The 21419-nt window shown below is 72.0% G+C and carries 19 protein-coding genes and 1 tRNA gene; 13 read left to right on the forward strand and 7 right to left on the reverse strand.

Annotated elements, in window-relative coordinates; genetic code table 11:
- The first annotated feature begins 186 nt into the window (after positions 1 to 186).
- The 5 genes from ACVCAG_RS40155 (at position 187) to pth (ending at position 4386) form a co-directional block, all read left to right on the forward strand.
- Positions 187 to 261 (forward strand) — tRNA-Gln (locus ACVCAG_RS40155).
- A gap of 163 nt (positions 262 to 424) precedes the next feature.
- On the forward strand, positions 425 to 1876 hold the full coding sequence (glmU, locus tag ACVCAG_RS40160) for a bifunctional UDP-N-acetylglucosamine diphosphorylase/glucosamine-1-phosphate N-acetyltransferase GlmU (RefSeq protein ID WP_440088282.1): 1452 nt from the start codon (positions 425 to 427) through the stop codon (positions 1874 to 1876).
- A gap of 76 nt (positions 1877 to 1952) precedes the next feature.
- Positions 1953 to 2930 carry a ribose-phosphate diphosphokinase gene (locus ACVCAG_RS40165; protein ID WP_344743831.1) on the forward strand — a complete coding sequence of 326 codons (978 nt, stop codon included), beginning with the start codon at positions 1953 to 1955 and terminating at the stop codon, positions 2928 to 2930.
- A 184-nt stretch (positions 2931 to 3114) separates the two neighbouring features.
- Positions 3115 to 3717 carry a 50S ribosomal protein L25/general stress protein Ctc gene (locus tag ACVCAG_RS40170; RefSeq protein WP_440088281.1) on the forward strand — a complete coding sequence of 201 codons (603 nt, stop codon included), beginning with the start codon at positions 3115 to 3117 and terminating at the stop codon, positions 3715 to 3717.
- A 63-nt stretch (positions 3718 to 3780) separates the two neighbouring features.
- The gene (gene pth / locus ACVCAG_RS40175) at positions 3781 to 4386 is read left to right on the forward strand and encodes an aminoacyl-tRNA hydrolase (protein WP_329086086.1); all 606 of its coding nucleotides are present in this window, start codon (positions 3781 to 3783) and stop codon (positions 4384 to 4386) included.
- 46 nt (positions 4387 to 4432) lie between these two features.
- Here pth and ACVCAG_RS40180 read toward each other — a convergent pair whose 3' ends face one another.
- Positions 4433 to 4933, reverse strand: a complete 501-nt coding sequence (locus tag ACVCAG_RS40180) for a 3'-5' exoribonuclease domain-containing protein (RefSeq protein ID WP_440088308.1) — start codon at positions 4931 to 4933, stop codon at positions 4433 to 4435.
- A 162-nt stretch (positions 4934 to 5095) separates the two neighbouring features.
- Here ACVCAG_RS40180 and ACVCAG_RS40185 point away from each other — a divergent pair, with 162 nt between their 5' ends.
- From ACVCAG_RS40185 to ACVCAG_RS40220, 8 genes are all read left to right on the forward strand, one after another.
- Positions 5096 to 6544 carry an exopolysaccharide biosynthesis polyprenyl glycosylphosphotransferase gene (locus ACVCAG_RS40185; RefSeq protein WP_440088279.1) on the forward strand — a complete coding sequence of 483 codons (1449 nt, stop codon included), beginning with the start codon at positions 5096 to 5098 and terminating at the stop codon, positions 6542 to 6544.
- Entirely contained in the window at positions 6544 to 7311 is a 768-nt protein-coding gene (locus tag ACVCAG_RS40190) for an inositol monophosphatase family protein (RefSeq protein WP_440088278.1), read from the forward strand. Before ACVCAG_RS40185 ends, ACVCAG_RS40190 begins: the two co-directional genes overlap by 1 nt.
- A gap of 19 nt (positions 7312 to 7330) precedes the next feature.
- The gene (gene cysD / locus ACVCAG_RS40195; protein WP_440068191.1) at positions 7331 to 8245 is read left to right on the forward strand and encodes a sulfate adenylyltransferase subunit CysD; all 915 of its coding nucleotides are present in this window, start codon (positions 7331 to 7333) and stop codon (positions 8243 to 8245) included.
- A 112-nt stretch (positions 8246 to 8357) separates the two neighbouring features.
- Positions 8358 to 9620, forward strand: a complete 1263-nt coding sequence (gene cysN, locus ACVCAG_RS40200) for a sulfate adenylyltransferase subunit CysN (RefSeq protein WP_440088277.1) — start codon at positions 8358 to 8360, stop codon at positions 9618 to 9620.
- Between the two features lie 432 nt (positions 9621 to 10052).
- On the forward strand, positions 10053 to 11000 hold the full coding sequence (locus tag ACVCAG_RS40205) for a sulfotransferase (RefSeq protein WP_447191369.1): 948 nt from the start codon (positions 10053 to 10055) through the stop codon (positions 10998 to 11000).
- 329 nt (positions 11001 to 11329) lie between these two features.
- On the forward strand, positions 11330 to 11701 hold the full coding sequence (locus tag ACVCAG_RS40210; protein WP_447191370.1) for an RRXRR domain-containing protein: 372 nt from the start codon (positions 11330 to 11332) through the stop codon (positions 11699 to 11701).
- 87 nt (positions 11702 to 11788) lie between these two features.
- Positions 11789 to 12730, forward strand: coding sequence for a glycosyltransferase (locus tag ACVCAG_RS40215; protein WP_440088271.1), 942 nt, complete (start codon positions 11789 to 11791; stop codon positions 12728 to 12730).
- 62 nt (positions 12731 to 12792) lie between these two features.
- Complete coding sequence (locus ACVCAG_RS40220) at positions 12793 to 14028, forward strand: WecB/TagA/CpsF family glycosyltransferase (protein WP_447191371.1); 1236 nt, start codon at positions 12793 to 12795, stop codon at positions 14026 to 14028.
- Between the two features lie 86 nt (positions 14029 to 14114).
- Here the strand turns inward: ACVCAG_RS40220 and ACVCAG_RS40225 are convergent, their stop codons facing one another.
- The 6 genes from ACVCAG_RS40225 to ACVCAG_RS40250 all read right to left on the reverse strand — a co-directional run bounded on the left by ACVCAG_RS40225 (position 14115) and on the right by ACVCAG_RS40250 (position 21238).
- Positions 14115 to 15041, reverse strand: coding sequence for a sulfotransferase (locus tag ACVCAG_RS40225; protein WP_440088268.1), 927 nt, complete (start codon positions 15039 to 15041; stop codon positions 14115 to 14117).
- Between the two features lie 162 nt (positions 15042 to 15203).
- On the reverse strand, positions 15204 to 16511 hold the full coding sequence (locus ACVCAG_RS40230; RefSeq protein WP_447191372.1) for a lipopolysaccharide biosynthesis protein: 1308 nt from the start codon (positions 16509 to 16511) through the stop codon (positions 15204 to 15206).
- Positions 16499 to 17356, reverse strand: coding sequence for a sulfotransferase domain-containing protein (locus ACVCAG_RS40235; RefSeq protein ID WP_440088265.1), 858 nt, complete (start codon positions 17354 to 17356; stop codon positions 16499 to 16501). The genes ACVCAG_RS40230 and ACVCAG_RS40235 overlap by 13 nt, the downstream gene beginning before the upstream one ends.
- A complete protein-coding gene (locus ACVCAG_RS40240; protein ID WP_440088263.1) occupies positions 17353 to 18480 on the reverse strand; it encodes a hypothetical protein in 1128 nt (375 codons plus the stop codon). Before ACVCAG_RS40240 ends, ACVCAG_RS40235 begins: the two co-directional genes overlap by 4 nt.
- Entirely contained in the window at positions 18477 to 19769 is a 1293-nt protein-coding gene (locus ACVCAG_RS40245; protein WP_440088261.1) for a hypothetical protein, read from the reverse strand. The genes ACVCAG_RS40240 and ACVCAG_RS40245 overlap by 4 nt, the downstream gene beginning before the upstream one ends.
- The gene (locus tag ACVCAG_RS40250; protein WP_447191373.1) at positions 19766 to 21238 is read right to left on the reverse strand and encodes a Wzz/FepE/Etk N-terminal domain-containing protein; all 1473 of its coding nucleotides are present in this window, start codon (positions 21236 to 21238) and stop codon (positions 19766 to 19768) included. Before ACVCAG_RS40250 ends, ACVCAG_RS40245 begins: the two co-directional genes overlap by 4 nt.
- Positions 21239 to 21419 lie beyond the last annotated feature (181 nt).

The following is a 21419-nucleotide window of genomic DNA, read 5'->3' on the forward strand; positions in this document are numbered from 1 at the left end:
CTACCCCCGGCTGACCTGCTAAACGGGGGGCCTCGCGCGCGCATGGTCGCGCGGGCGTGTGTCACGGGTGTGCGGGCCCCGGGGCGGAGCGCCGAGACGGGTCCGTAAACGAGGCGCGTTCGGCGGCGCGGGCTCTGTATCGTAGGGGTGCCGGGTGCGCGGGAACCGTCCCGATCGCCTGGTCGGTCCGGCATTGGGTAATTGGCAGCCCGCAAGGTTTTGGTCCTTGTTGTCCAGGTTCGAGTCCTGGTGCCGGAGCCATCCCTTGTGTCTGTTTTATTCACTCGGCTGGTCGGCTGAGTGGGTTCCCGGGCGGGAAGGTATCCTCACGTTGTCGAGCAGGTGACGATGCCGCGCCCTGGGGGTGGCCATCCGTCATCGCGCTTCGCCATGTCTCAGCCGCGACGCCGAGGGAGCCTCGTCCGTGAGTGTGCCGCGCCCGGCAGCCGTCATCGTCCTCGCCGCAGGCGAGGGCACCCGGATGAAGTCGAGAACACCGAAGATCCTCCATGAGCTGTGCGGCCGAACCCTGGTCGACCACATGCTCGTCGCCGCCCGGGGTCTCGAACCCGAGCGGCTCATTGTCGTCATCGGCCACGAACGGGAGCGCGTCCAGGCGCATCTGGCCAAGACCGACCCCGACGCGCAGACCGTCGTGCAGGCCGAGCAGAAGGGCACCGGCCACGCCGTCAGGACCGCCCTGGAGGCGTCCGGCACCATCGACGGCACCGTCCTGGTGACCTACGGCGACACGCCGCTGCTGCGCACCGAGACCCTCGCGGCCCTGCTCGAACGGCACGGCCAGGACGGCAACGCCGTCACCGTGCTGACGGCCGAGGTCCCCGATCCTTACGGCTACGGCCGGATCGTCCGCGACGGCTCGGGCGCGGTCCTGGAGATCGTCGAGGAGAAGGACGCCGACCCCGCGCAGCGGGCGATCAAGGAGATGAACTCCGGCGTCTACGCCTTCGACGGCCTCCTGCTCGCCGACGCGGTCAAGCGGGTGTCCGCCTCCAACGCCCAGGGCGAGGAGTACCTCACCGACGTCCTCGCGATCCTGCGGGAGGACGGCCACCGGGTCGGCGCGCACATCGCGGCCGACTACGTGGAGGTGGAGGGCGTCAACGACCGCGTGCAGCTGGCCTTCGCCCGAAAGGTGCTCAACGCGCGCCTGCTGGAGGCCCACATGCGGGCCGGGGTGACCGTGATCGACCCGGCCACCACGTGGGTCGACGTCGACGTCATCCTCGAAGCGGACGTGGTGATCCACCCGGGAACCCAGCTGCTCGGCTGCACGACGGTCGCCGAGGGCGCCGAGGTCGGGCCCGCCAGCACCCTGACCGACACGATCGTCGCCGAGGGGGCGCTGGTGCGCAACGCGGTCTGCGTCGACGCCGTGATCGGCCCCGAGGCCCTGGTCGGGCCGTACGCCTACCTGCGCCCCGGCACGGTCCTGGCGCGCAAGGCCAAGGCGGGGACGTACGTTGAGATGAAGAACGCGCAGGTCGGAGAGGGTGCGAAGGTGCCCCACCTGAGCTACGTGGGCGACGCCACGATCGGCGCGGGCGCCAACATCGGCGCTTCGGCGATCTTCGTCAACTACGACGGGGTCGACAAGCACCACACGACGGTGGGCGAGCACGCCTTCGTCGGGTGCGACACCATGCTCGTCGCGCCGGTCACCATCGGCGACGGCGCGTACACGGCCGCGGGCTCGGTCATCGACGCGGATGTCCCCCCAGGGGCCATCGGGGTGGCCCGCGGACGGCAGCGCAACATCGAAGGGTGGGTCGCGCGCAGGCGCGCGGGCACCAGATCGGCCGAGGCGGCGCTACGGGCCGCCGAGACCGGGAAACAGCAGGGGAGCCAGACGTGAGTGAGCGAAGCGAGCGGCCCGGCGGGCACGGCAGCGTCGCGCGGACATCGGTGTGCCGTCAGGCGAGGGGGACGGCATGAGCGGCATCAAGAAGACCGGTGAGAAGAACCTGATGTTCTTCTCCGGGCGCGCGCACCCGGAGCTGGCGGACGAGGTGGCGAGCCACCTGGGGGTCGACGCGGCACCGACCACGCTGCGCGACTTCGCCAACGGGGAGATCTACGCCCGCTACCAGGAGTCGGTCCGCGGCTGTGACGCGTTCGTCATGCAGAGCCACACCTGGCCGATCAACCAATGGATCATGGAACAGCTGATCATGGTGGACGCCCTCAAGCGCGCCTCCGCCAAGAGGATCACCGTGATCATGCCGTTCTACGGCTACGCCCGCCAGGACAAGAAGGGCCGGGGCCGCGAGCCCATCACCGCCCGCCTGATGGCCGACATGTTCAAGACGGCAGGGGCCGACCGGCTGATGTCGATCGACCTGCACACCTCCCAGATCCAGGGCTTCTTCGACGGCCCGGTGGACCACCTGTTCGCCATGCCCGTCCTGGTCAACTACCTCAAGGACAAGCTCGACCTGGCCACGACCACGGTCGTCTCGCCCGACACCGGCCGGGTGCGGCTCTCGGAGCGCTGGGCCGACACGCTGGGCACCCCGCTGGCCTTCATCCACAAGCGCCGCGACCTCGACGTGGCCAACCAGGTGAAGGTGAGCGAGGTCGTCGGCCGGGTCAGGGGCCGGACCTGCGTGCTGATCGACGACATGATCGACACCGCGGGAACGATCTGCAAGGCGGCCGACGCACTGTACGAGCAGGGCGCCACCAACGTGGTCGTGGCCGCCACCCACGCGGTGTTCTCCGACCCTGCGGTCGACCGGCTGAAGAACTCCAGGATCTCCGAGGTCATCGTCACCAACACGGTGCCGCTCCCCGAGGACAAGCGGTTCGACAAGCTCACCGTGCTGTCGATCGCCCCCCTGATCGCCCGCGCGATCAACGAGGTCTTCAGCGACGGCTCGGTGACCAGCCTCTTCGAGGGCGACAGCTGACAGCCCGCCCCGCCCCCGGGAACCCGTCGCCGACGCGTTCCCGGGGGCGGCCGGAGCCGCGGCGCGTCGGCGTCACCGTTGACACGGTAGGGTTGTGGGATTGCGTGCGCTCGTAACGCCTTCCGCTAGGGCGGGTGAGGGGGAGCGCACCTTTCCGATTCCCAAGATCCCTAGGAGATCAGCCATGTCCGAAGTGGTCATCACCACCGAACTCCGTGACAAGTTCGGCAAGGGCGCCGCCCGCAAGATCCGTCGTGAGAACAAGGTGCCCGTCGTCCTCTACGGGCACGGCACCGACCCCCAGCACCTGTCCCTGCCGGGTCACGACCTGCTGCTCGCCCTGCGTACGCCGAACGTGCTGATCCGCCTCGAGGGCGCGGTGGCCGAGCTGGCCCTGCCCAAGGGCGTCCAGCGCGACCCGATCAAGGGCTTCCTGGAGCACGTCGACCTCATCCTCGTCCGTCGCGGCGAGAAGGTCACCGTCGACATCCCCGTCACCGTGGTGGGCGAGGTCGCCGACGGCATCCTCGACCAGCAGCTCGTCTCCATCTCCGTCGAGACCGAGGCCACCCACATCCCCGAGGGCGTCGAGGTCGACGTCGAGGGCCTGGAGGTCGGCACCCAGATCACCGCCGCCGACCTGAAGCTGCCCAAGGGCACGACGCTCGCCGCCGACCCCGAGGCGCTGGTCCTCATCGTCGCCGGGATGACGGCCGCCGAGCCGGAGGGCGAGGCCGCCGAGGCCGCTCCGGCCGCCGAGGGCGAGAGCTCCGAGAGCGCCGAGTAGTTTTCTCTGCTAGATCTGTCAGGGCGGCCCGGGACCGGGCCGCCCTGACGCGCGTGTGAAGGGATGCCGATCGTGGACCGCTGGTTGGTCGTGGGCCTGGGAAACCCCGGGCCGGAGTACGCCGGGAACCGGCACAACGCGGGGTTCATGGTCCTGGACGAGCTCGCCGCGCGAGCCGGGGGACGGTTCAAGGCGCACCGGTCGCGGGCGGAGGTGCTGGAGGGCCGCCTGGCGGGCGTCCCCGCCGTGCTGGCCAAGCCGCTGTCCTTCATGAACCTCTCCGGCGGGCCGGTCAAGGCCCTGGCCGACTTCTACAAGGTCGACCCGGCCCGCGTGGTCGTCGTCCACGACGAGCTGGACATCCCGTACGGCGCGCTGAGGGCGAAGCTGGGCGGCGGCGACAACGGCCACAACGGGCTGAAGTCGATCACCAAATCGCTGGCGACCAAGGACTACCTGCGGGTGCGGTTCGGCATCGGCCGTCCGCCCGGCCGGATGGACGCCGCGGCCTACGTCCTGCGCGACTTCGCCACCGCCGAGCGCAAGGACCTCGCGTTCCTGGTCGACCGCGCCTCGGACGTGGTGGAGTCGCTGATCAGGGTCGGCCTGGAGCCGACCCAGAACGCCTTCCACACCGGCGACCTGAACGTCTCCGGCCCGCCCAGATAGCCGGTCACGCCCGGGTGATCCGGCCCTCGTTCGGGCATCGGCCCGCTCAGGGGCGCGGCGGGTCGAACGCCATCAGGTTCTGCAGCAGCTCGGCCTGCTCGATCGCGTCGTCCAGCGCGTTGTGGGTGTGCGGCCGCCGGGACCGCAGGTGCTCGGGCATCTGCCGCTTGGTCGCCCAGCCGATCGGCACGCCCGCCTTGGCCGCGTACAGCGTCTTGAGGTCGACGCAGCGCGAGTGTCCGAACGGCGAGACGCCGGTGAAGCGCATGAAATACCAGTAGATCCACATCCAGTCGTAGGAGAGCGGGTAGGCCGCCAGCACCGGCGAGCTGTTCCCGCACACCTCGCGGATCCACGCGGCGGCCTCCCGCATCGCCTCGGCCGGGTCCCGGCCCTCGCGGAGCAACGTCTCCCGGTCCAGCCCGCTCACCGCGAGCGCCTCGGGAACGTGGTCGTCGCTGATCGGCCGCAGCTCCACGTAGTGCGTGTGAGTCTGCGGATCCACCGGTTCGAAGACCTTTCCGGTCATCCGCCCGGCAACGGTCATCCCCAAGCTGACCATTGAATATGCCCCCGGAATGGGACCATCGGCTTCGACATCCACAGAGATGTACGTTTCGGTCTTCAACCTTCGGGCCTCTCCCGCCGCCGCTACCATTCCATAACTGTCTGTCCGTGAACGGTTACGCAGGGGGAGCGCGTGCGCGACGTGACCGCAGTCCAGACCGCACAGGAAACCGGGCCCGGAGCCGTTCCGGCCGCGCGCCGGCGCATGCCGGCCTGGGTGCGGGAGCACCGCGCGACGGCCGTCGCCGCCGACACCGCCTGCGCCGCCCTGGCCGGAGCCCTCGCGCTGTTCGTTCGATTCGGCGAGGTTACCGCCTACGTCTTCCCGTACGTCATGCTGAGCGCGGCCCTGCCCGCCGTCTGGGTCTGCGTGGTCGCGCTGAACCGTGCCTATGAGCCCCGGCTGATCGGCCTGGGCTCGGAGGAGTTCCAGCGGATCCTGCAGTGCGGCTTCATGCTCACCGCCGCCCTCGCCGTCTGCGCCTACCTCACCAAGATCGAGGTGGCCCGGGGCTACGTGGTGCTGGCGCTCCCGCTGACGACGCTGCTCACCCTCCTCTCGCGCTACGCCCTGCGCCGTTCCCTGCACCGCAGACGGGCGCGGGGCGGGTGCATGCGGCGGGTGGTGGCCGTGGGCCACCGGGCGGCGGTCGCCGAGCTGGTCCGCAGGTTCCGCCGGGAGCGCTACCACGGCATGGAGGTCGTCGCGGCGTGTGCCCCGCACGACGGGACGGGCGACGTGGAGGGCGTGCCGGTGCTGGGCGACTTCACCGATGTCGCGCTCGTGGTCGGGCAGGTCTCGGCCGACACCGTGGCCGTGCTCGCCTGCCCGGAGATGGACGGGGTGGCGCTGCGGCGGCTGGCCTGGCAGCTGGAGAAGACCCACACGGACCTGATCGTCGCCCCCGCGCTGATGGAGGTGGCCGGGCCGCGGATCACCATTCGCCCGGCGGCGGGATTGCCGCTGCTGCACGTGGACCACCCCGAGATCTCCGGCCTGCGTCAGGTGCTCAAGAACCTGTTCGACCGGGTGGGCGCCTGGCTGCTGCTGGCGGCCCTGCTGCCGCTGCTGGCGGGGGTGGCGGTGGCCGTACGGGCCTCGGGGCCGGGACCGGTGTTCTTCCGGCAGACGAGGGTGGGCCGCGACGGCGCCGAGTTCACGATCTACAAGTTCCGGACGATGCACGCCGACGCCGAGCGCCGGAAGATCGCCCTGGCCGGTGACGGGCACGGCATGCTCTTCAAGATCCGCGACGATCCGAGGGTGACCCCGCTGGGCACCTGGCTGCGCCGCCACTCGCTGGACGAGCTGCCCCAGCTGATCAACGTGGTCCTGGGACACATGTCCCTGGTCGGCCCTCGGCCGCCACTGCCCGAGGAGGTCGCCAGGTACGGTGACGACGTCCGCCGCCGATTACTGGTCAAGCCCGGGATGACCGGTCTCTGGCAGGTAAGTGGTCGTTCCGACCTTTCCTGGGAGGAATCCGTACGGTTGGACCTGCGTTACGTGGAGAGCTGGTCCCTCATGCTGGACCTGCAGATCCTGTGGAAGACTTGGTCGGCTGTCGCGCGAGGAGCTGGAGCATACTGATGACCGTTCGCGACGATCACGTACTCGCCGCGGAGCTGGCGACGACGGCAGGCGAGAAGCTGGCCGCCCTGCGCGCGGAGCGGGGCTTCGGCGACCCGTCCGAGCTTCGCAGGGAGGGTGACGCCGCCTCCCACGTGTTCCTGATGGATGCGCTGTCCCGGTTGCGCCCGGATGACAGCGTGCTGTCCGAGGAGGCGACCAGCGAGGAGCGTCTCGACCCGCGCAGGCTGCGCGCCGATCGGGTCTGGATCGTCGACCCGCTGGACGGCACCCGCGAGTTCGCCGAGGAGGGCCGCGCGGACTGGGCGGTCCACGTGGCGCTCTGGGAGCGCGGCACGCTGACGGCCGGAGCCGTCGCGCTGCCCGCCCAGGGCCGTACGCTCTCCACCCTCGAACCCCCCGTGCCGCCCGCTCCCGAGGCGGGCGCCAGGCCGCGGATCGCGGTCAGCAGGACCCGCCCGCCGGAGTTCGTGCAGAACCTGGCCCGCCTCGCCGGCGCCGACCTGGTACCGATCGGTTCGGCGGGCGCCAAGATCTCCGCCGTGCTCACCGGCCAGGTCGAGGCCTACGTGCACGCCGGAGGCCAGTACGAGTGGGACTCCGCCGCGCCCGTCGCGGTGGCCCTCGCCTCCGGGGTCCACGCGAGCCGTATCGACGGCTCGCCGCTGGTCTACAACCAGCCTGACCCCTCGCTGCCGGATATTCTTGTATCCCTACCGGGACTGGCGCCAACGTTGCTCGCTGGAATCCGGGATCTGCACCGCTAATCCCCGCTAGGAGAGTCTGATGCTTCAGCGCGACTACACCACGTCGCAGCTCGACGTCCTCGAGGCAGAGGCTGTTCACATCATGCGCGAGGTCGCGGCGGAGTTCGAGCGTCCCTGTCTGCTCTTCTCGGGGGGCAAGGACTCCATCGTCATGCTTCGCATCGCGGAGAAGGCGTTCTGGCCGGCGCCGATTCCCTTCCCGCTGATGCACGTCGACACCGGGCACAACTTCACCGAGGTCATCGAGTTCCGCGACCGCCGCGCCGCCGAGCTGGGCGCCCGCCTGGTCGTCGCCAGCGTCCAGGACTCCATCGACGCCGGTCGCGTCGTCGAGGAGACCGGCCGCAGAGCCTCGCGCAACCGGCTGCAGACCACGACGCTGCTGGACGCGATCGAGGAGAACGAGTACGACGCGGTGTTCGGCGGCGCCCGCCGCGACGAGGAGAAGGCCCGCGCGAAGGAGCGCGTGTTCTCCTTCCGCGACGACTTCGGCCAGTGGGATCCCAAGAACCAGCGCCCCGAGCTGTGGAACCTCTACAACGCCAGGATCCGCAAGGGCGAGCACATCCGGGTGTTCCCCCTGTCCAACTGGACCGAACTCGACATCTGGGACTACATCCGGCGCGAGGGGATCGAGATTCCCTCGATCTACTTCGCCCACACCCGCAAGGTGTTCGAGCGCGACGGCATGCTGCTGGCCGACAGCGAGTTCATCACCCGCGACGACGACGAATCGCTCCTGGACATGACGGTCCGCTACCGGACGGTCGGCGACGTGACCTGCACCGGCGCCGTCCAGTCGAGTGCCGCGACGGTCGAGGCGATCATCGACGAGATCGCGGTGACCCGGATCACCGAGCGCGGCGCCACCCGCGCCGACGACCGCGCCTCGGAGGCCTCCATGGAGGACCGCAAGCGGGAGGGGTACTTCTAGTGAGCGTCCGTCTCCCCGGCTCCCCGTGCCACCCGGCCCACCCGGCCTCCCGCGAGCCCCTTCCCGCGCGGTCCCGCCGCGCACGCCGTACGACCTCTGGAGAGCAGCGCTAATGGACATTCTTCGCTTCGCCACGGCGGGAAGTGTCGACGACGGAAAGTCGACCCTCATCGGGCGGCTGCTCTTCGACTCCAAGGCGATCTTCGAGGACCAGCTGGAGGCCGTCGAGCGCACCTCCCGCGACCGCGGCACCGAGTACACCGACCTGTCGCTCCTCACCGACGGCCTGCGGGCCGAGCGGGAGCAGGGCATCACGATCGACGTGGCCTACCGCTACTTCGCCACTCCCAAGCGCAAGTTCATCATCGCCGACACCCCCGGGCACATCCAGTACACCCGCAACATGGTCACCGGCGCCTCCACCGCCGACCTGGCGATCGTCCTGATCGACGCCCGCAAGGGCGTGCTGGAGCAGTCGCGGCGGCACGCGTTCCTCACCACCCTGCTGCGGGTGCCGCACCTGGTGCTGGCCGTCAACAAGATGGACCTGGTCGACTACTCCCAGGAACGGTTCGAGGAGATCCGCGAGGAGTTCACCGCGTTCGCCTCCAAGCTGAACGCCCCGGACCTCACGTTCATCCCGATGTCGGCGCTGCACGGCGACAACGTGGTGTCACGCTCGGAGAACACGCCCTGGTACAACGGGTCCTCCCTGCTCCACCACCTGGAGCACGTGCACATCGCCTCCGACCGCAACCTGGTCGACGTACGCTTCCCCGTGCAGTACGTCATCCGCCCGCAGCGGGCCACCGACCCCTCCCTGCACGACTACCGCGGCTACGCGGGCCAGGTCGCCGGAGGGGTGCTCAAGCCGGGCGACGAGGTCATGCACCTGCCCTCGGGCCTGGCCACGCGGATCGCGTCGATCGACACCTTCGACGGGCCGGTCGACGAGGCGTTCCCGCCGATGTCGGTCACCCTGCGACTGGAGGACGACATCGACATCTCGCGCGGCGACATGATCTGCCGCCCGAACAACCAGCCGCAGGTCTCCCAGGAGCTGGAGGCGATGATCTGCTGGATGGCCGACACCGCCAAGCTGTCCCCGCGCACCAAGCTGACCATCAAGCACACCACCCGCACGGCCCGTGCCCTGGTCAAGGACCTGCACTACCGGCTGGACGTCAACACCCTGCACCGGGACGAGACGGCCCAGTCGCTCGGCCTCAACGAGATCGGGCGGGTGTCGCTCCGCGTCACCCAGCCCCTGTTCGTCGACGACTACGCCCGCAACCGCCTCACCGGCGGATTCATCCTCGTGGACGAGTCCACCAACAACACGGTCGGCGCCGGGATGATCGTCGACGCCCGGTAGGCACGCCCCGCCTGCCCGCCCGCGGGCCGCCGTGGCCCCTCCCCGTGCGCGACGGGAGGGCCACGCCGGACCGCGGGCGGTTCGCCGTTCCCGGAGCCGTCCCTGAAGCCGTCCACGGTGCCGGTCGGATCGTTCTTTCCGAACCCTTCCGGGTAAGCCCGTCCGGCGGTGCGGAGCCCTTCCCGAGGTGCCGGTCGTCGTTCGTGGAACCGCGCATCCCCTCGCGCCCGTGACCCGGCCATGGGCCCGCCCGGCACCGGGTTGCGAGGTTCCGGCCCTTTCCCGTTCAGGAGACGGGCGGCGTTACACCCGCTGGGTAGATCCTTTGTCCGTTCTCTGACTCCTCCGTTACGCTCCGCGCTAGCCTCGGCACGTTCCGTATCCGTCGGGTAAGGATTCGTGCCTGTGTCTGATAGTCCGTCACCTGCTCGGGTGGTATTCCTGGGCGGCCTCGGCCGCAGCGGGACCACGCTGCTCGAGCGCCTGCTGGGGGAGGTCCCCGGCATCGCGCCGCTCGGCGAGGTCGTCCACCTCTGGGCCAGGAGCGCGCTCGCGGACGAGTCCTGCGGGTGCGGCGAGCCCTTCGGGTCGTGCCCCTTCTGGGAGAAGGTCGGCGAGCGCGCGTTCGGCGGCTGGTCCGAGGGTCTGGCGCACCGGATGATCGCGCTCAGGTCCCGCGTCGACCGCACCCGGCGCATCCCGACCCTGGCCAGGCTGCTGGCCGAGGAGCAGGCGGGCACCGGCAGGTGGCCGACGCCCGGCACCGCCGAGCTGGACGAGTACGCCGCGGTCTACCGTGACCTGTACAACGCGGCGGGCGAGGTCGCCGACTGCCCGGTCGTGATCGACTCCAGCAAGCACGCCTCGCTGGCCTTCTGCCTCGCGGCGGCCGGGGTCGACGTCCAGGTCGTCCACGTGGTCCGCGACCCCCGCGCGGTCGCGCACTCCTGGCGCAGGAGGGTCGCGCGTCCCGAGGACGGGCGCCCGATGACCCACTGGTCGCCCTCTCGCACCTCGCTGCACTGGCTGAGCGAGAATCTGAGCCTCGAACTCCTCGCCCGCAGGGGCGTACCGGTCACCCGGATCCGCTACGAGGACCTGCTCGACGCCCCCGCCGACACGCTCAGGCGCGTGGTCGCCAGGATCGGACTCCCGTGCCGCCTCGACTTCCTGTCGGGCAACTGGGCGGAGCTCTCGACGGCGCACACGGCCTCGGGCAACCCCGTGCGCTTCACGGTCGGCCGCACGGAGCTGACCAGGGACGACAGCTGGCGCGCCGTCGCGTCGTCCCGGCAGTCGCGCCTGGTCACCGCGCTGACCTGGCCCCTCATGATCAAGTATGGCTATCACAGGAGACTCGCGTCGACGGCCCCCTCCTGAAGGAGAGGGCTTGAGGCGCGACGATGCGCTTCGAAGCCCCGTGTTGACCAGCCCTGGCCGTCAGTTCAAGGAGGTGCGTTTTGATGGCTATGTTGAACACGAGATCGCAGACCCACCGGCGGGTGCTTCCTCAGCCTGCCGCTCCGGAATCCGTGGGAGCAGACACGCCCGAGGGTGGGCACGAAACGGCTCACGGACACCGCCTCGCGGCGGTCCCTGGTGTTCAACCTGGGCGAGGGGAGATCGAGCGGACCGGCACCTGGCCCGTTCGGCGTCACCCCGAGGACGCTTCGGCGCCCGAGGGAGCGAACCGTGAGGTTCACCCCGTCGTGTTCATCCTGGACAGGCACGGCCACCCGCTCGACCCCTGCCACCCCGCCCGTGCCCGTCGCCTGCTGGCGGCCGGGCGCGGCACCTACGCCCGCACCACCCCTGATCGATACGGGTTCCCCCGTCTTGTCCGGCCACGGATCAAGCTGCACCACGGCTTCCAGACCGGCGACCTGGTCCGGGCGAACGTCCCGGCAGGCAAGAAGGCCGGGCTTCACGCCGGGCGAGTCCTGGTCCGCTCCTCCGGCTCATTCGACATCACCACCCGGCACGGTCGCGTCACCGGAATCAACCACCGGCATGTCCGTCATCTTCAGCGCGCGGACGGCTACGGCTACGCGACTCAGAAAGAAGCCGATCGAAATGACTGAACGTTCAGAGCACGCTCGGGCCATGACGGCTCTGTCGCTCCCGATTCCTCACCGGCCTGAAGGCCAGAGCATCCTCGGGAGGTCCTGGTGAACACATCGGTGGGTGTCGTCATCCCCACCCGGGGACACCGGCCTGACCAGTTGCGCGCGGCCACGCTCGCCGTGCTCGGTCAGGACCACCCCGGCCCCGTCGAGGTCGTCGTCGTCGTGGACGGCGGTGATCCGGCCTGGGTCGCCGACCAGGTGGCCGACCTCCTGGCCGGCCGGGCACTGGCGCCCGGCCGGCGCGAGGCGCCCCCACGCGGCGTGCGCGTGATGGCCAACCGGCTCACCCCGGGCCTGCCCGGGGCCCGCAACACCGGCATCGCGGCCCTCGGCACCGACATGGTCGCCTTCTGCGACGACGACGACCAGTGGCTGCCCGGCAAGATCGAGGCCCAGGTCGCCGCCCTGGAGGCGGAGCCGGACGCGCGCTTCTGCAGCTGCGCCATCGAGGTCGAGTACGGCTCGCGGCGCATCCCCCGGCTGGCCGGGACCAGCCGCGTCACCTACCGCCACCTGGTGCGCTCGCGGATGGTGATGGTGCACTCCTCGACCTTCCTGTTCCGGCGCGGCGGGCTCTGGGTGGACGAGAGCGCCCCCAAGGGCCAGAACGAGGACTGGGACCTGGCGCTGCGCGCCGCCGCCCAACACCCCATCGTGCACGTCGACCGGCCCCTGGTCCGGGTGCGCTGGGGTGGCTCCTCGTACGTGGCCCGTTGGGCCGACCGGATCGCCGGGCTGCAGTGGATGCTCGCCCGGCACCCTGATCTGGCCGTGGATCCGCGCGGCGCGGCGCGGGTCTACGGTCAGCTCGCCTTCCACCACGCGGCCCTCGGCCAGCGGCGGGAGGCGGGCCGCTGGGCCTGGCGGGCGTTCACCGCCCGCCACGGCGAGCCCCGCGCGCCCATCGCGCTCGCGGTGGCGGCGGGCCTGATCCCCGCGAGGATCATGCTCAGTGTCCTGAACCACCGAGGGCACGGCATCTGATGGCGCCCATCACCGAGCAGCCACGGGTGACCCTCCGCCACGGTGCCTGGATCGTGCCGTCCATGACGGACCAGGCCGCCGAGCACCCGCCGGTACCCGCGCGCCACGGCCCGCCGGTCGCCTCGCTCCTGACGGGACAGCCCGTCGAGCGCCCGCCGGTGTTCCCCCGCCACGGTCTGGTGCTCGCTCCGTCCGCGGCGGGGCAGGCCGTCGAGCGCCCGCGCGCGACCGCTCGCTACGGCCTGCCGGTCCTTCCGCCCGCGCCGGGGCGCGCCGCCGAGCCGCCGCCGGCGGTCATGCGCCACGACTCGCAGGTCATGTCGTCCGTGGTGAGGCGGGCCGCGGTCCCGGCCACCCGTGACACCGTGACGCCGGCCCCGCCCCTCACCGACCACCGGTCCGCGACCACCGGTCGCGATCCGGTGCCCGGCCTGCCCGCCGTCGCAGGGCGGGCCGGAACGCCGGTCGCCAGGCGGGGGACGACCCCGGGCGTCCCCCGCCGGAGGCCCCGGCCCGACAAGGCCACCCGCAGGCGTCTGCGCAGGCGCGTGCACGTGGCGGGGGTCGCGATCGACCCGATGACCGAGAGCGAGGTCGTCGACCACGTGGTCGCCGCCCTGAAACGCGGTGAGGGCGGCCACCTCGTCACCCCGAACGTCGACATCAGCCGGACCGTCGCCCGAGACCCCCGGGCCCGCCGGTTCGTCGAGCGCGCCGACCTGGCGGTGGCCGACGGCATGCCGCTGGTGTGGGCGGCGAGACTGCTCGGCACCCCCATCCCCGGCAGGGTCACCGGCGCCGACCTGATCTGGTCCCTGTCGGAGGCCGCCGCCTTCTACCGCCATCCCGTATACCTGCTGGGCGGTCCCCGGGGCACGGCCGCGCAGGCGGCCCGCGAGCTGGTGAACCGCCATCCGACGCTGATGATCGCCGGGGTCGACGCCCCGCCGTACGGGTTCGAGGACGATCCTGAGAGTTACGCCCGGGTGCGCGACGCCGTGATCGCCGCAGCACCCCGGCTGGTCTTCGTCGGGCTCGGCTTCCCCCGGCAGGAGCGGCTCATCGCCTCGCTCCGCCGGGACCTGCCGGGCACCTGGTTCGTCGGCTGCGGTTCGGCGATCTCCTTCGCCGCGGGCACCGTCCGGCGGGCACCGGCATGGATGCGCCGCGGTGGCCTGGAGTGGATCTTCCGGCTGACGCGGGAACCGGGCAGGCTCGCCCGCCGCTACCTGGTCGACGACCTGCCGTACGCGCTCCGGCTCCTCACGGTCTCCCTCGTACGAGGCCTCTTCTCCTGAGTCCTGAGCTCTGAGCCGTGAAGCTTTGAGGCGCCGGTGCCGGGGGCTTCGCCGAGCTTCCCGACCGTCATCGTCCTGATCGGCCGTCAGCGTTTCGCGGAGATCAGCTCCCTGACCCGGAGGGCCTCCTCGGGGCTCAGTCGGGCACCGGCCTCGGCGAGGGCGCGGCGCGAGTCCATCGGCCGGTAGGCCGTGCGGGACAGGCCGCTCCAGGCGAAGCCGCCGGGGCCCGTGCCCGACGCGGTCACGCCCGACCTGGTCGTGCACGCACGGCGGACGCGCTCCTCGGCTCGGGCCGACCAGGTCAGGCCCGCCCACTCGTACAGGTGGCGAAAGCCCGTCAGGGGGTCACGGGCCAGGTCCTCGTAGCGGGCAAGCATGATCCCCGGGTGCCGGTCGGCCAGGTCGGCGGCGGTGATCCCGGCCACCCGCCACAGGGCCACGGCCTTGGCGACGCGGTCCTGGGAGCCGATCAGCGGGCGCAACGCCTCCAGGTGCGGCTGGTCACGCACCAGCAGCGGCTGTTCGAGCAGCTCGTGGAAGTAGACCGTCCAGCCGAGCCGCTGCCAGCTGCCGACGAACGCCACCGGGTCGCGCAACAGGACGATCACCCGGCAGCCCAGCCGGTCGGCGAACCATCCGGCGGAGAACAGCGCGAACGGGTCGTCCAGCAGCGCCCGGCGCCCGCCCAGCCGCCCCAGCGTGAACGCGGTGCCGTACCGGACCATCCGCGCCAGGTCGTACGGTGACCGGTTGCGGCGCAGCTCCGCCAGGAACCCGTAGCGCAGCGCGACCGTACGGGCGAAGGCGGGCAGCCAGGCCCGCTCGTTGTCCGGGCAGATGTACTGGAAGCGGTGGCCGACCACGGCGTCGAGGACGCCGGGGGAGCGGCCCGGCGGGTGTTCGGGGTTGAGCGGCTCGTTGACGTAGACCAGCTCCCCGCTCGCCGCGAGCATCCTGCCCGTCCAGCTCGTCCCGGTCCTGGGCAGCCCGGTGACCAGCACGGGCGTCACGGCCCCCACCGCCCGTCCAGCTTCCTGGAACGGCCGGGCCGCGTGCGGGCACGGCGTCCGGGACGGCCGGGCCGCGCGGTCACCGGGTCCGCCGGGGATTGAGAGCGGCCGGGCGACGCGGTCATGATGTCCGCCGGGGTTGAGAGCGGCCGGGCCGCACGGTCACGGGGTCCGCCGGGGGTTCAGGGCGGTCAGGCTGTGCGTGCCGAAGGGGCGCAGGCCGTACAGGCGGTGGATGCGCCACAGCGGCAGCAGGTTCTTGACCACCGTGCCCCCCGCCCAGCCGAGGGCGGCCCCGAGCGAGCCCATCGAGGGGATCAGCAGCAGGTCCAGCGCCACCGCCGTCGCGACGGCGGCGACCAGATTGGCCAGGCTGGACCCGGTGTGCCCGGCGGAGGTCAGCACCACGTCGGCCATCCCGCACGCCGTGGCGAGCATCATCGTGGCGGCCAGCACGAACGCCACCGGCGCGCCGCCGGTGTAGCCGTCCCCGAAGACGGCGCCGAGCAGCCAGGGCGCGAGCGCGGCGTACCCCAGCCAGACCGGCCAGGTCAGCAGGACCAGCCAGAGGGTGGCCGACTGGTACAGCTCGCGGGCGCGCGGCAGGTCGCCCCCGGCCAGGGCCCGCACCAGCCTCGGCTGCGTGGCCTGCGCCAGCCCCTGACCGGCCAGCTGGCCCACGATCTTGAAACGGGTGGCGGCGGTGTAGACGGCCGCCTCGGCCGGCCCGGCCAGCAGCGCCACGATCACGACGTCCAGCCGCTGGAACACCGCCTGGATCCCGGCAGCCAGCGACCGGGGCCAGGTGTGGCGCCACAGGTCGCGCGCGGTACCCGGCGGGCAGGGGGTCCGGGGCAACCGCCGGCGCAGCCAGATCGAGGCCAGCAGCAGCACCGGCAGGTACGGCAGCGCCCACGCCGCGGCGAGCAGCGGCACGGAGTCGCGGTCCGCGAGCACCACCGCCCCGACCAGGAGCAGCTGGGTCACCGGCTGCAGCACCCCGTCCAGCAGCACGGTCGGCCGCATCGAGCCGAACCCGCGGGTCGCGCCCACCACGACGCCCGAGCACGCCACCGCGGGCAGGGCCACCGCCAGCACCCGCGGCACCGGGTCGGAGGTGGTGAGGATGACCGCCGCGCCGGCCGCCAGCGAGAGCGAGGCGACCGGGACGAGCGCGGCTCGGACGTGACCGCAGGCGCGGCGGTAGCCGAAGGACCTGGACCTGGCGATGAAGTAGACCAGCCCGTTCCCGGCGTCCAGCCGCAGGACAGCGGCGACCATCAGGCACAGGGCGGTTCCCGAGAAGAAGAGACCTGCCGTCTCCTGCCCCACCCCCCTGGTGACCAGCACGACCGTCAGGAACTGCGCGGCGGCCCCCGCCCCCGCTCCCGCCAGCCCCGCCACCCCGCCCCGCGCGGCCCCCCTCAAGCCCGTCAGGCCCGCCAGGCGAGTGGTGGTCAGCGGCGCCACGACGGCTCCGCGCCCAGCCACGAGGTCAGCAGGGTGTCCTGCTCCGCGAAGTGGGCCGTCAGCTCGCGGCGGAGTTTGCGGGACATGGGGCCCGGCCTGGCCCGGTTGTTGTGCCGCTCGAAAACCGGGTCGCCGAGGTGCGGCAACCCGAGGAACGCCAGCACGCGGTCGTAGACGAGGTCGGGTTCGGCGAAGAACCGGCCGCTGTCGAGGACGAGCAGCCGGTCGCGGCCTACCAGCGGTTCCAGCCGGGCGAGCTGCTCGGCGTAACGGCCCCTGGCGAGGTAGGCGTGGTGGCGGTGGGCCAGGTTCGTCGAGTGCGGCGAGGCGATCAGGGCCTCCTCGGCCCCGGCCAGCCGCTCCTCCTCCAGCCGTACGGCCCTGGCGAAGGACCGCTCCGTCTCGAAGCCCCTGGCCAGCTCGTGGGCGTGCGCGGAGAAGGCCCGCTCGACGGGGTCGCGGACCAGCACGATCAGTTTCGCGCCCGGCAGGTCGTGGGCGATCCTGGGGCCGGCCAGTGGGTGGAACAGATAATAGGGCGACGACTCGAACGCCTGGGGCCGGCAGCCGTACCTGCGGGCCAGCCGGGAGGCCGACGCCCGCAGCGGAAAGTGCGCCCGGTACCAGGACAGGCCCCGGTCGTACGCCGTGTCGAAGTAGTGCACGCCCTTGCGCAGGACGGGTTTCAGGACGAGCGGGTGCTGGGACAGGACGCGGTACAGGGAGGTGGTGCCGCAGCGCTGCGCCCCGATGATGAGGAAGGAGGGCAGCACCCGGCTTCCCGAGGTGAGGCGACCTATGGCCCCCGACGCCGCGTGGACCGAACGCTTCAACGCGGGCTTCACAGCAGCGTCTCCTGGGAGTCGGCGAGGGGGGTGAGCCAGACCTCGGGCGGTCCGAGGGGCGCGTGGCCGTCGGCCGCGTGACGGTCGGCGAGGGCGATCAGGTAGCGGAGCGCGGTCAGCCGGGACTCGGCGGCCGACAGCCCGAACGGTGCCAGGATCCGCAGGGCCCGCGCCACGCAGGCCCTGGCCGCTGTGGCCGGGTCGTCGCGGCGTAGCGCCCGCTGGAAGAAGTGGTGGACGGCGTCGAAGCCCAGCGGGACCCCGGTGCCGAACCGCTCCCAGTCCCAGACCAGCAGCCGCCCGTCGGGCCCGCGCGAGATGTTCCACGGCGTCAGGTCGCCGTGCCAGGAGAACCCTCGCCCGCAGGACGGTTCCCCGGGCCCCCGGCTCGTGTCTCCGGGAAGCGGGTCCCCCGGAGCCGGGCCTCCGGGGGTCTGTCCGGTGCGGGCGAGGTCTCCGGGGGTCTGTCCGGTGCGGGAGGCTTCGGGGGCCTGTCCGGTGCGGGCGGCGGCTTCGGGAGGCGAGCTTTCCGGAGCCGGGTTCCCCCGGGCCCGGCCGTCGAGCGGAGCGCGCTCCGGGGCATGCTCCCCGGGAATGCGGGCGATCTCGGCGATCGCGTCGGTGAGGACCTCGCCCGGTATCCGTCCCCGCCGTACCGGAAGCGGGGTCAGCGCCAGCACGGACAGGCCACGCCAGGATCCGTGGTGCAGCACGGCGGGCGGGACGACGGTCTTCAGCGGAACCCCGGCGAGCAGGCCGAGCGTCCGCGCCTCGTGGGCGACGAGCTCCCGGGTCAGGTCGGTGTCGCCGATCTTCACGAAGGCGATCGGCCCGTCGGCGGCGCGCGCCTCCAGGATCGGCTTGCGGTTGGCCCGCCTGGCCGGTCGCACGCGCAGCGTGACGCGGACGGGTGTGCCGAACACCTCGCTCAGGTGGCTCTCGATGCCGTCCCGGCCCGACGGCACGGTGACCCGCCCGCCCGGGTGCCACCACGCGCGGGGGACCAGCCTGCGGGGGAGCAGGCGGTGCGGGAGCAGGGTGTACGGGCTCGGGTCGCCGGGGCCGGGGAACAGCAGGTCGAGAGTCTGGTCCAGGTAGCGCAGACGGGCGCGGGCGTCGTTCATGAAGCCGTGCTCGCCATCGAGTTCCTCCAGAGCAGCGCGAACGAGACGAGGTACAGGCTGAGCGGGGTGACCAGCCCGTCGTAGACGAACATGTAGAGGAGGGTGAGGATCATCACGAGGACCCCGGCCAGGCCGATCGGGCTCCGGTCACGCCAGTGGCGGCGGACGGCCCCCGCGAAGAACGCCACGTAGAGCGCGGCCCCCGCGAAACCCTGCGTGATCATCAGGTGCCAGAGCTGGCCGTCCCCGCCCAGCGGCGGGTGGCCGCAGGTGGGGCACCACCCGCTCTTGCCGGTGGTGATCGTCCGGTGGTTGCCCGTGGCGTTGCGGGTGTTGCCGTACCCGACGAGCGGCGCGGTGCCCGCGGCGGCGAGGGTCGCCGAGACGGTGAAGGCGCGGATGTCGTTGCTGTGCGGGCTGTCGAGCCGCTGGGCCACCACCGCCTGCAGCGGGCTGAGGGTGAACGCCAGCGCCCCGGCGGTCAGGGCCGCGCAGGTCGCGACGCGGGCCCGCGCGCCCAGGCGCAGCAGGACGTACGCGGCGGCGACCCCGAGCCCGATCCACAGGCCGCGGTTGAGCGAGTAGACGACGGGGATCGCGGCCAGCGCGACCAGCGGCACCACGGCCAGGCGCCTGCGCGGCCCGCCGTACACCCACCAGCCGACCACGAACCAGACGAGCAGCACCGAGAGGTTGCCACCCCAGGCGTTGGCCCACTCGAACGGCGCCTCGGGGCGCGGCGAGGCGTGGCCGAGGACCCGCTGCATCTGGGCGGCGGTGGGGTGGATCAGGTTGTGGACGAAGGGGTTGCCGCTGATCCAGCCCGGGAGGACCATCTCGACCGGCGAGGTGAACTCGGCGCGCGGGGCGAACACGCCCAGCAGGCCGCCCGCGACGGTCGTGAGGAACAGCGCGCCGAGCATCCGCACCAGGGTGAGCTGCGGCAGCTCCTCCTCCGTCAGGTTCCCCAGATAGAGCACCATGATCAACAGTGAGACGTAGAGGCACAGGCGCATCAGGTAGCCGATCAGCCGTCCGGCGCCGAACTCGCCGTAGGTGCCGGGCGGCATCTCGCCGAGCATGAGCGCGCTGATCAGGTAACCCGCCAGGAGCAGCAGCCAGAGGCCGAAGCCGCGCGGCGCCCTGATCGGCCGTCTCCGCCACAGGACCAGCGCCATCGCCGGGGCCACCACGATCACCGACAGGCCCCCGAAACCGAGCGCCCACCAGGCCGGGTATCCCACCAGGAGCGCGGCGATCGGCCAGACGGCCGGACGCGGACCCCTCACGACCTGCGCCCCCTCCGCCCGCCCGCCGTCTGCCGGGCGGGTGGAACGTTCCCGTACACCCGAGGCGCGAGCAGCGCCTCCGAAGCACCGGCTGATCCGTGCGCCCCGTTCGCCCCGCGTGCTCCGTCGCCGCTCGCGTCGCTCGTCCCGGTCCCGCTCATCCCGTGCGCTCCCGGGCGGGCGGGTGCCTCCGATTTCTCGCAGGGCGGCTCGGGGACGGCCGTGCCGCCGCCCGGCACGCTGCTCGCCAGGCCGGCGAGAGGCCGCCCGGCTCTCCTCGGGAGGCTCTCGCGGTCTCGCGCCCCTCCGGACCGCGGCGCGGGCGAGACGTGCGGGGTCTGCGAGACGTGCGGGGTCTGCGAGAGGCGGGAAGCCTGTGAGCCCTGCGGAGCCTGCGGGAGGTGGGGGATCTGCGGCGCCTGCGAGACGCCCGGGACCCGCGCGGGGGGAGACGGAGACACGGTGAACGACGGGGCCTCGTCGCCGATGACGAACGCGCCGACCACGGGAACCCCGCGTTCGTTCAGGGCCCGTACGGCGTCCTTCACCTCGCGCGAGGAGGTGCCGGGTACGGCGACCACGAGCACCGCGCCCGCCAGGTCGTGCGTCTCCCCGCTGTTGACGGCGTCGAGGCCGGTCAGGCGCCTGACGTCGGCGGCGGTTCGCAGGGCGGTGTCGAGGCGGTCGCGGAGCCAGGCGACCCCGACCCCGCACAGCAGCCCCGCCATGAGGCCGCTGCCCAGGTAGAGGGGCGGCCGGGGGGTGGCGGGCCCGGTCGGCGCCACCGCCTGGCTGATCACGGAGCCGGGGGTGACGGCGACGGTCTTGAGGGCGTCGTACCTGGCGGTGAGGCTGTGAACCTGGCGGGCGAGGACGTTCTGCCGCTGGAGGGCGAGGGCCCGCTCGGTGGTCCCCCTGCCGAGATCGGGAAGCTCGGTGGCGACCTTGGTGAGACCCGCGTTGGCCTGTCTCAGCTTGAGCAACACGGCCTTGAGCTGGGCCGAGAGCATCTGGGTGGCGGACTCGCGGCGCTGGGCCAGGTAGGCGAGGGCGTAGGCGCTCGCGCCCGAGGCCGCGGCCTTCGGGTCGGCGGCGCTGCAGGAGATCTCCAGGACCGAGGTGTTGGGCGGCACCGAGACCTCCGCGGCACAGGGAAGGCCGCCGAACAGCCGGCGGGCCTTCGCCGCGACCACCGCGGAGCGGGCCACCTGTGCCTCGGTGTCGAGGTTGAGGGGTTCGCGCTGGCGGGCGGTGACCTGGTTGGTCTGTTCCTGCGAGCCGGTCGCGGTCACCAGGACCTGCCCTGAGGCGGTGTAGGAGGCCGGGGTGAGCCACAGCAGGGCGAGGCCGCAACCGGCTCCGGCCAGGAACAGGGAGAGGACGATCGGCCACCGCCGACGGAGAAGCGACGCGTAGTCCGCCAGATCCTCGCCTCCGCGGCGGACGGGAGCGTCCGGTGACGGGCTCATATATCGCTGGTGCCTCTCCGGCGAACAGACGCTGGGAACCTTAGGAACTATAGGTCGGGTTTCCATTTCCCCGAACGAATACACAAGATTTTCTTTGCGTTGCTCCCGCTGATCACAGGTAGATAACAGCTGTTTATCCGATATTTCCTGTCGTCCGCCAGGCAGCTACGGCACGGACCGG

Source organism: Streptosporangium sp. G12 (genome assembly GCF_052983175.1).

Bases quoted from the DNA above. Each gene is read 5' to 3' on its own strand.
- ACVCAG_RS40165 (WP_344743831.1), top strand. From the start codon at position 1,953: ATGAGCGGCATCAAGAAGACCGGTGAGAAGAACCTGATGTTCTTCTCC.
- ACVCAG_RS40170 (WP_440088281.1), top strand. From the start codon at position 3,115: ATGTCCGAAGTGGTCATCACCACCGAACTCCGTGACAAGTTCGGCAAG.
- pth (WP_329086086.1), top strand. From the start codon at position 3,781: ATGCCGATCGTGGACCGCTGGTTGGTCGTGGGCCTGGGAAACCCCGGG.
- ACVCAG_RS40180 (WP_440088308.1), bottom strand. From the start codon at position 4,933: ATGACCGTTGCCGGGCGGATGACCGGAAAGGTCTTCGAACCGGTGGAT.
- ACVCAG_RS40190 (WP_440088278.1), top strand. From the start codon at position 6,544: ATGACCGTTCGCGACGATCACGTACTCGCCGCGGAGCTGGCGACGACG.
- cysD (WP_440068191.1), top strand. From the start codon at position 7,331: ATGCTTCAGCGCGACTACACCACGTCGCAGCTCGACGTCCTCGAGGCA.
- cysN (WP_440088277.1), top strand. From the start codon at position 8,358: ATGGACATTCTTCGCTTCGCCACGGCGGGAAGTGTCGACGACGGAAAG.
- ACVCAG_RS40220 (WP_447191371.1), top strand. From the start codon at position 12,793: ATGACGGACCAGGCCGCCGAGCACCCGCCGGTACCCGCGCGCCACGGC.
- ACVCAG_RS40240 (WP_440088263.1), bottom strand. From the start codon at position 18,480: ATGAACGACGCCCGCGCCCGTCTGCGCTACCTGGACCAGACTCTCGAC.
- ACVCAG_RS40250 (WP_447191373.1), bottom strand. From the start codon at position 21,238: ATGAGCCCGTCACCGGACGCTCCCGTCCGCCGCGGAGGCGAGGATCTG.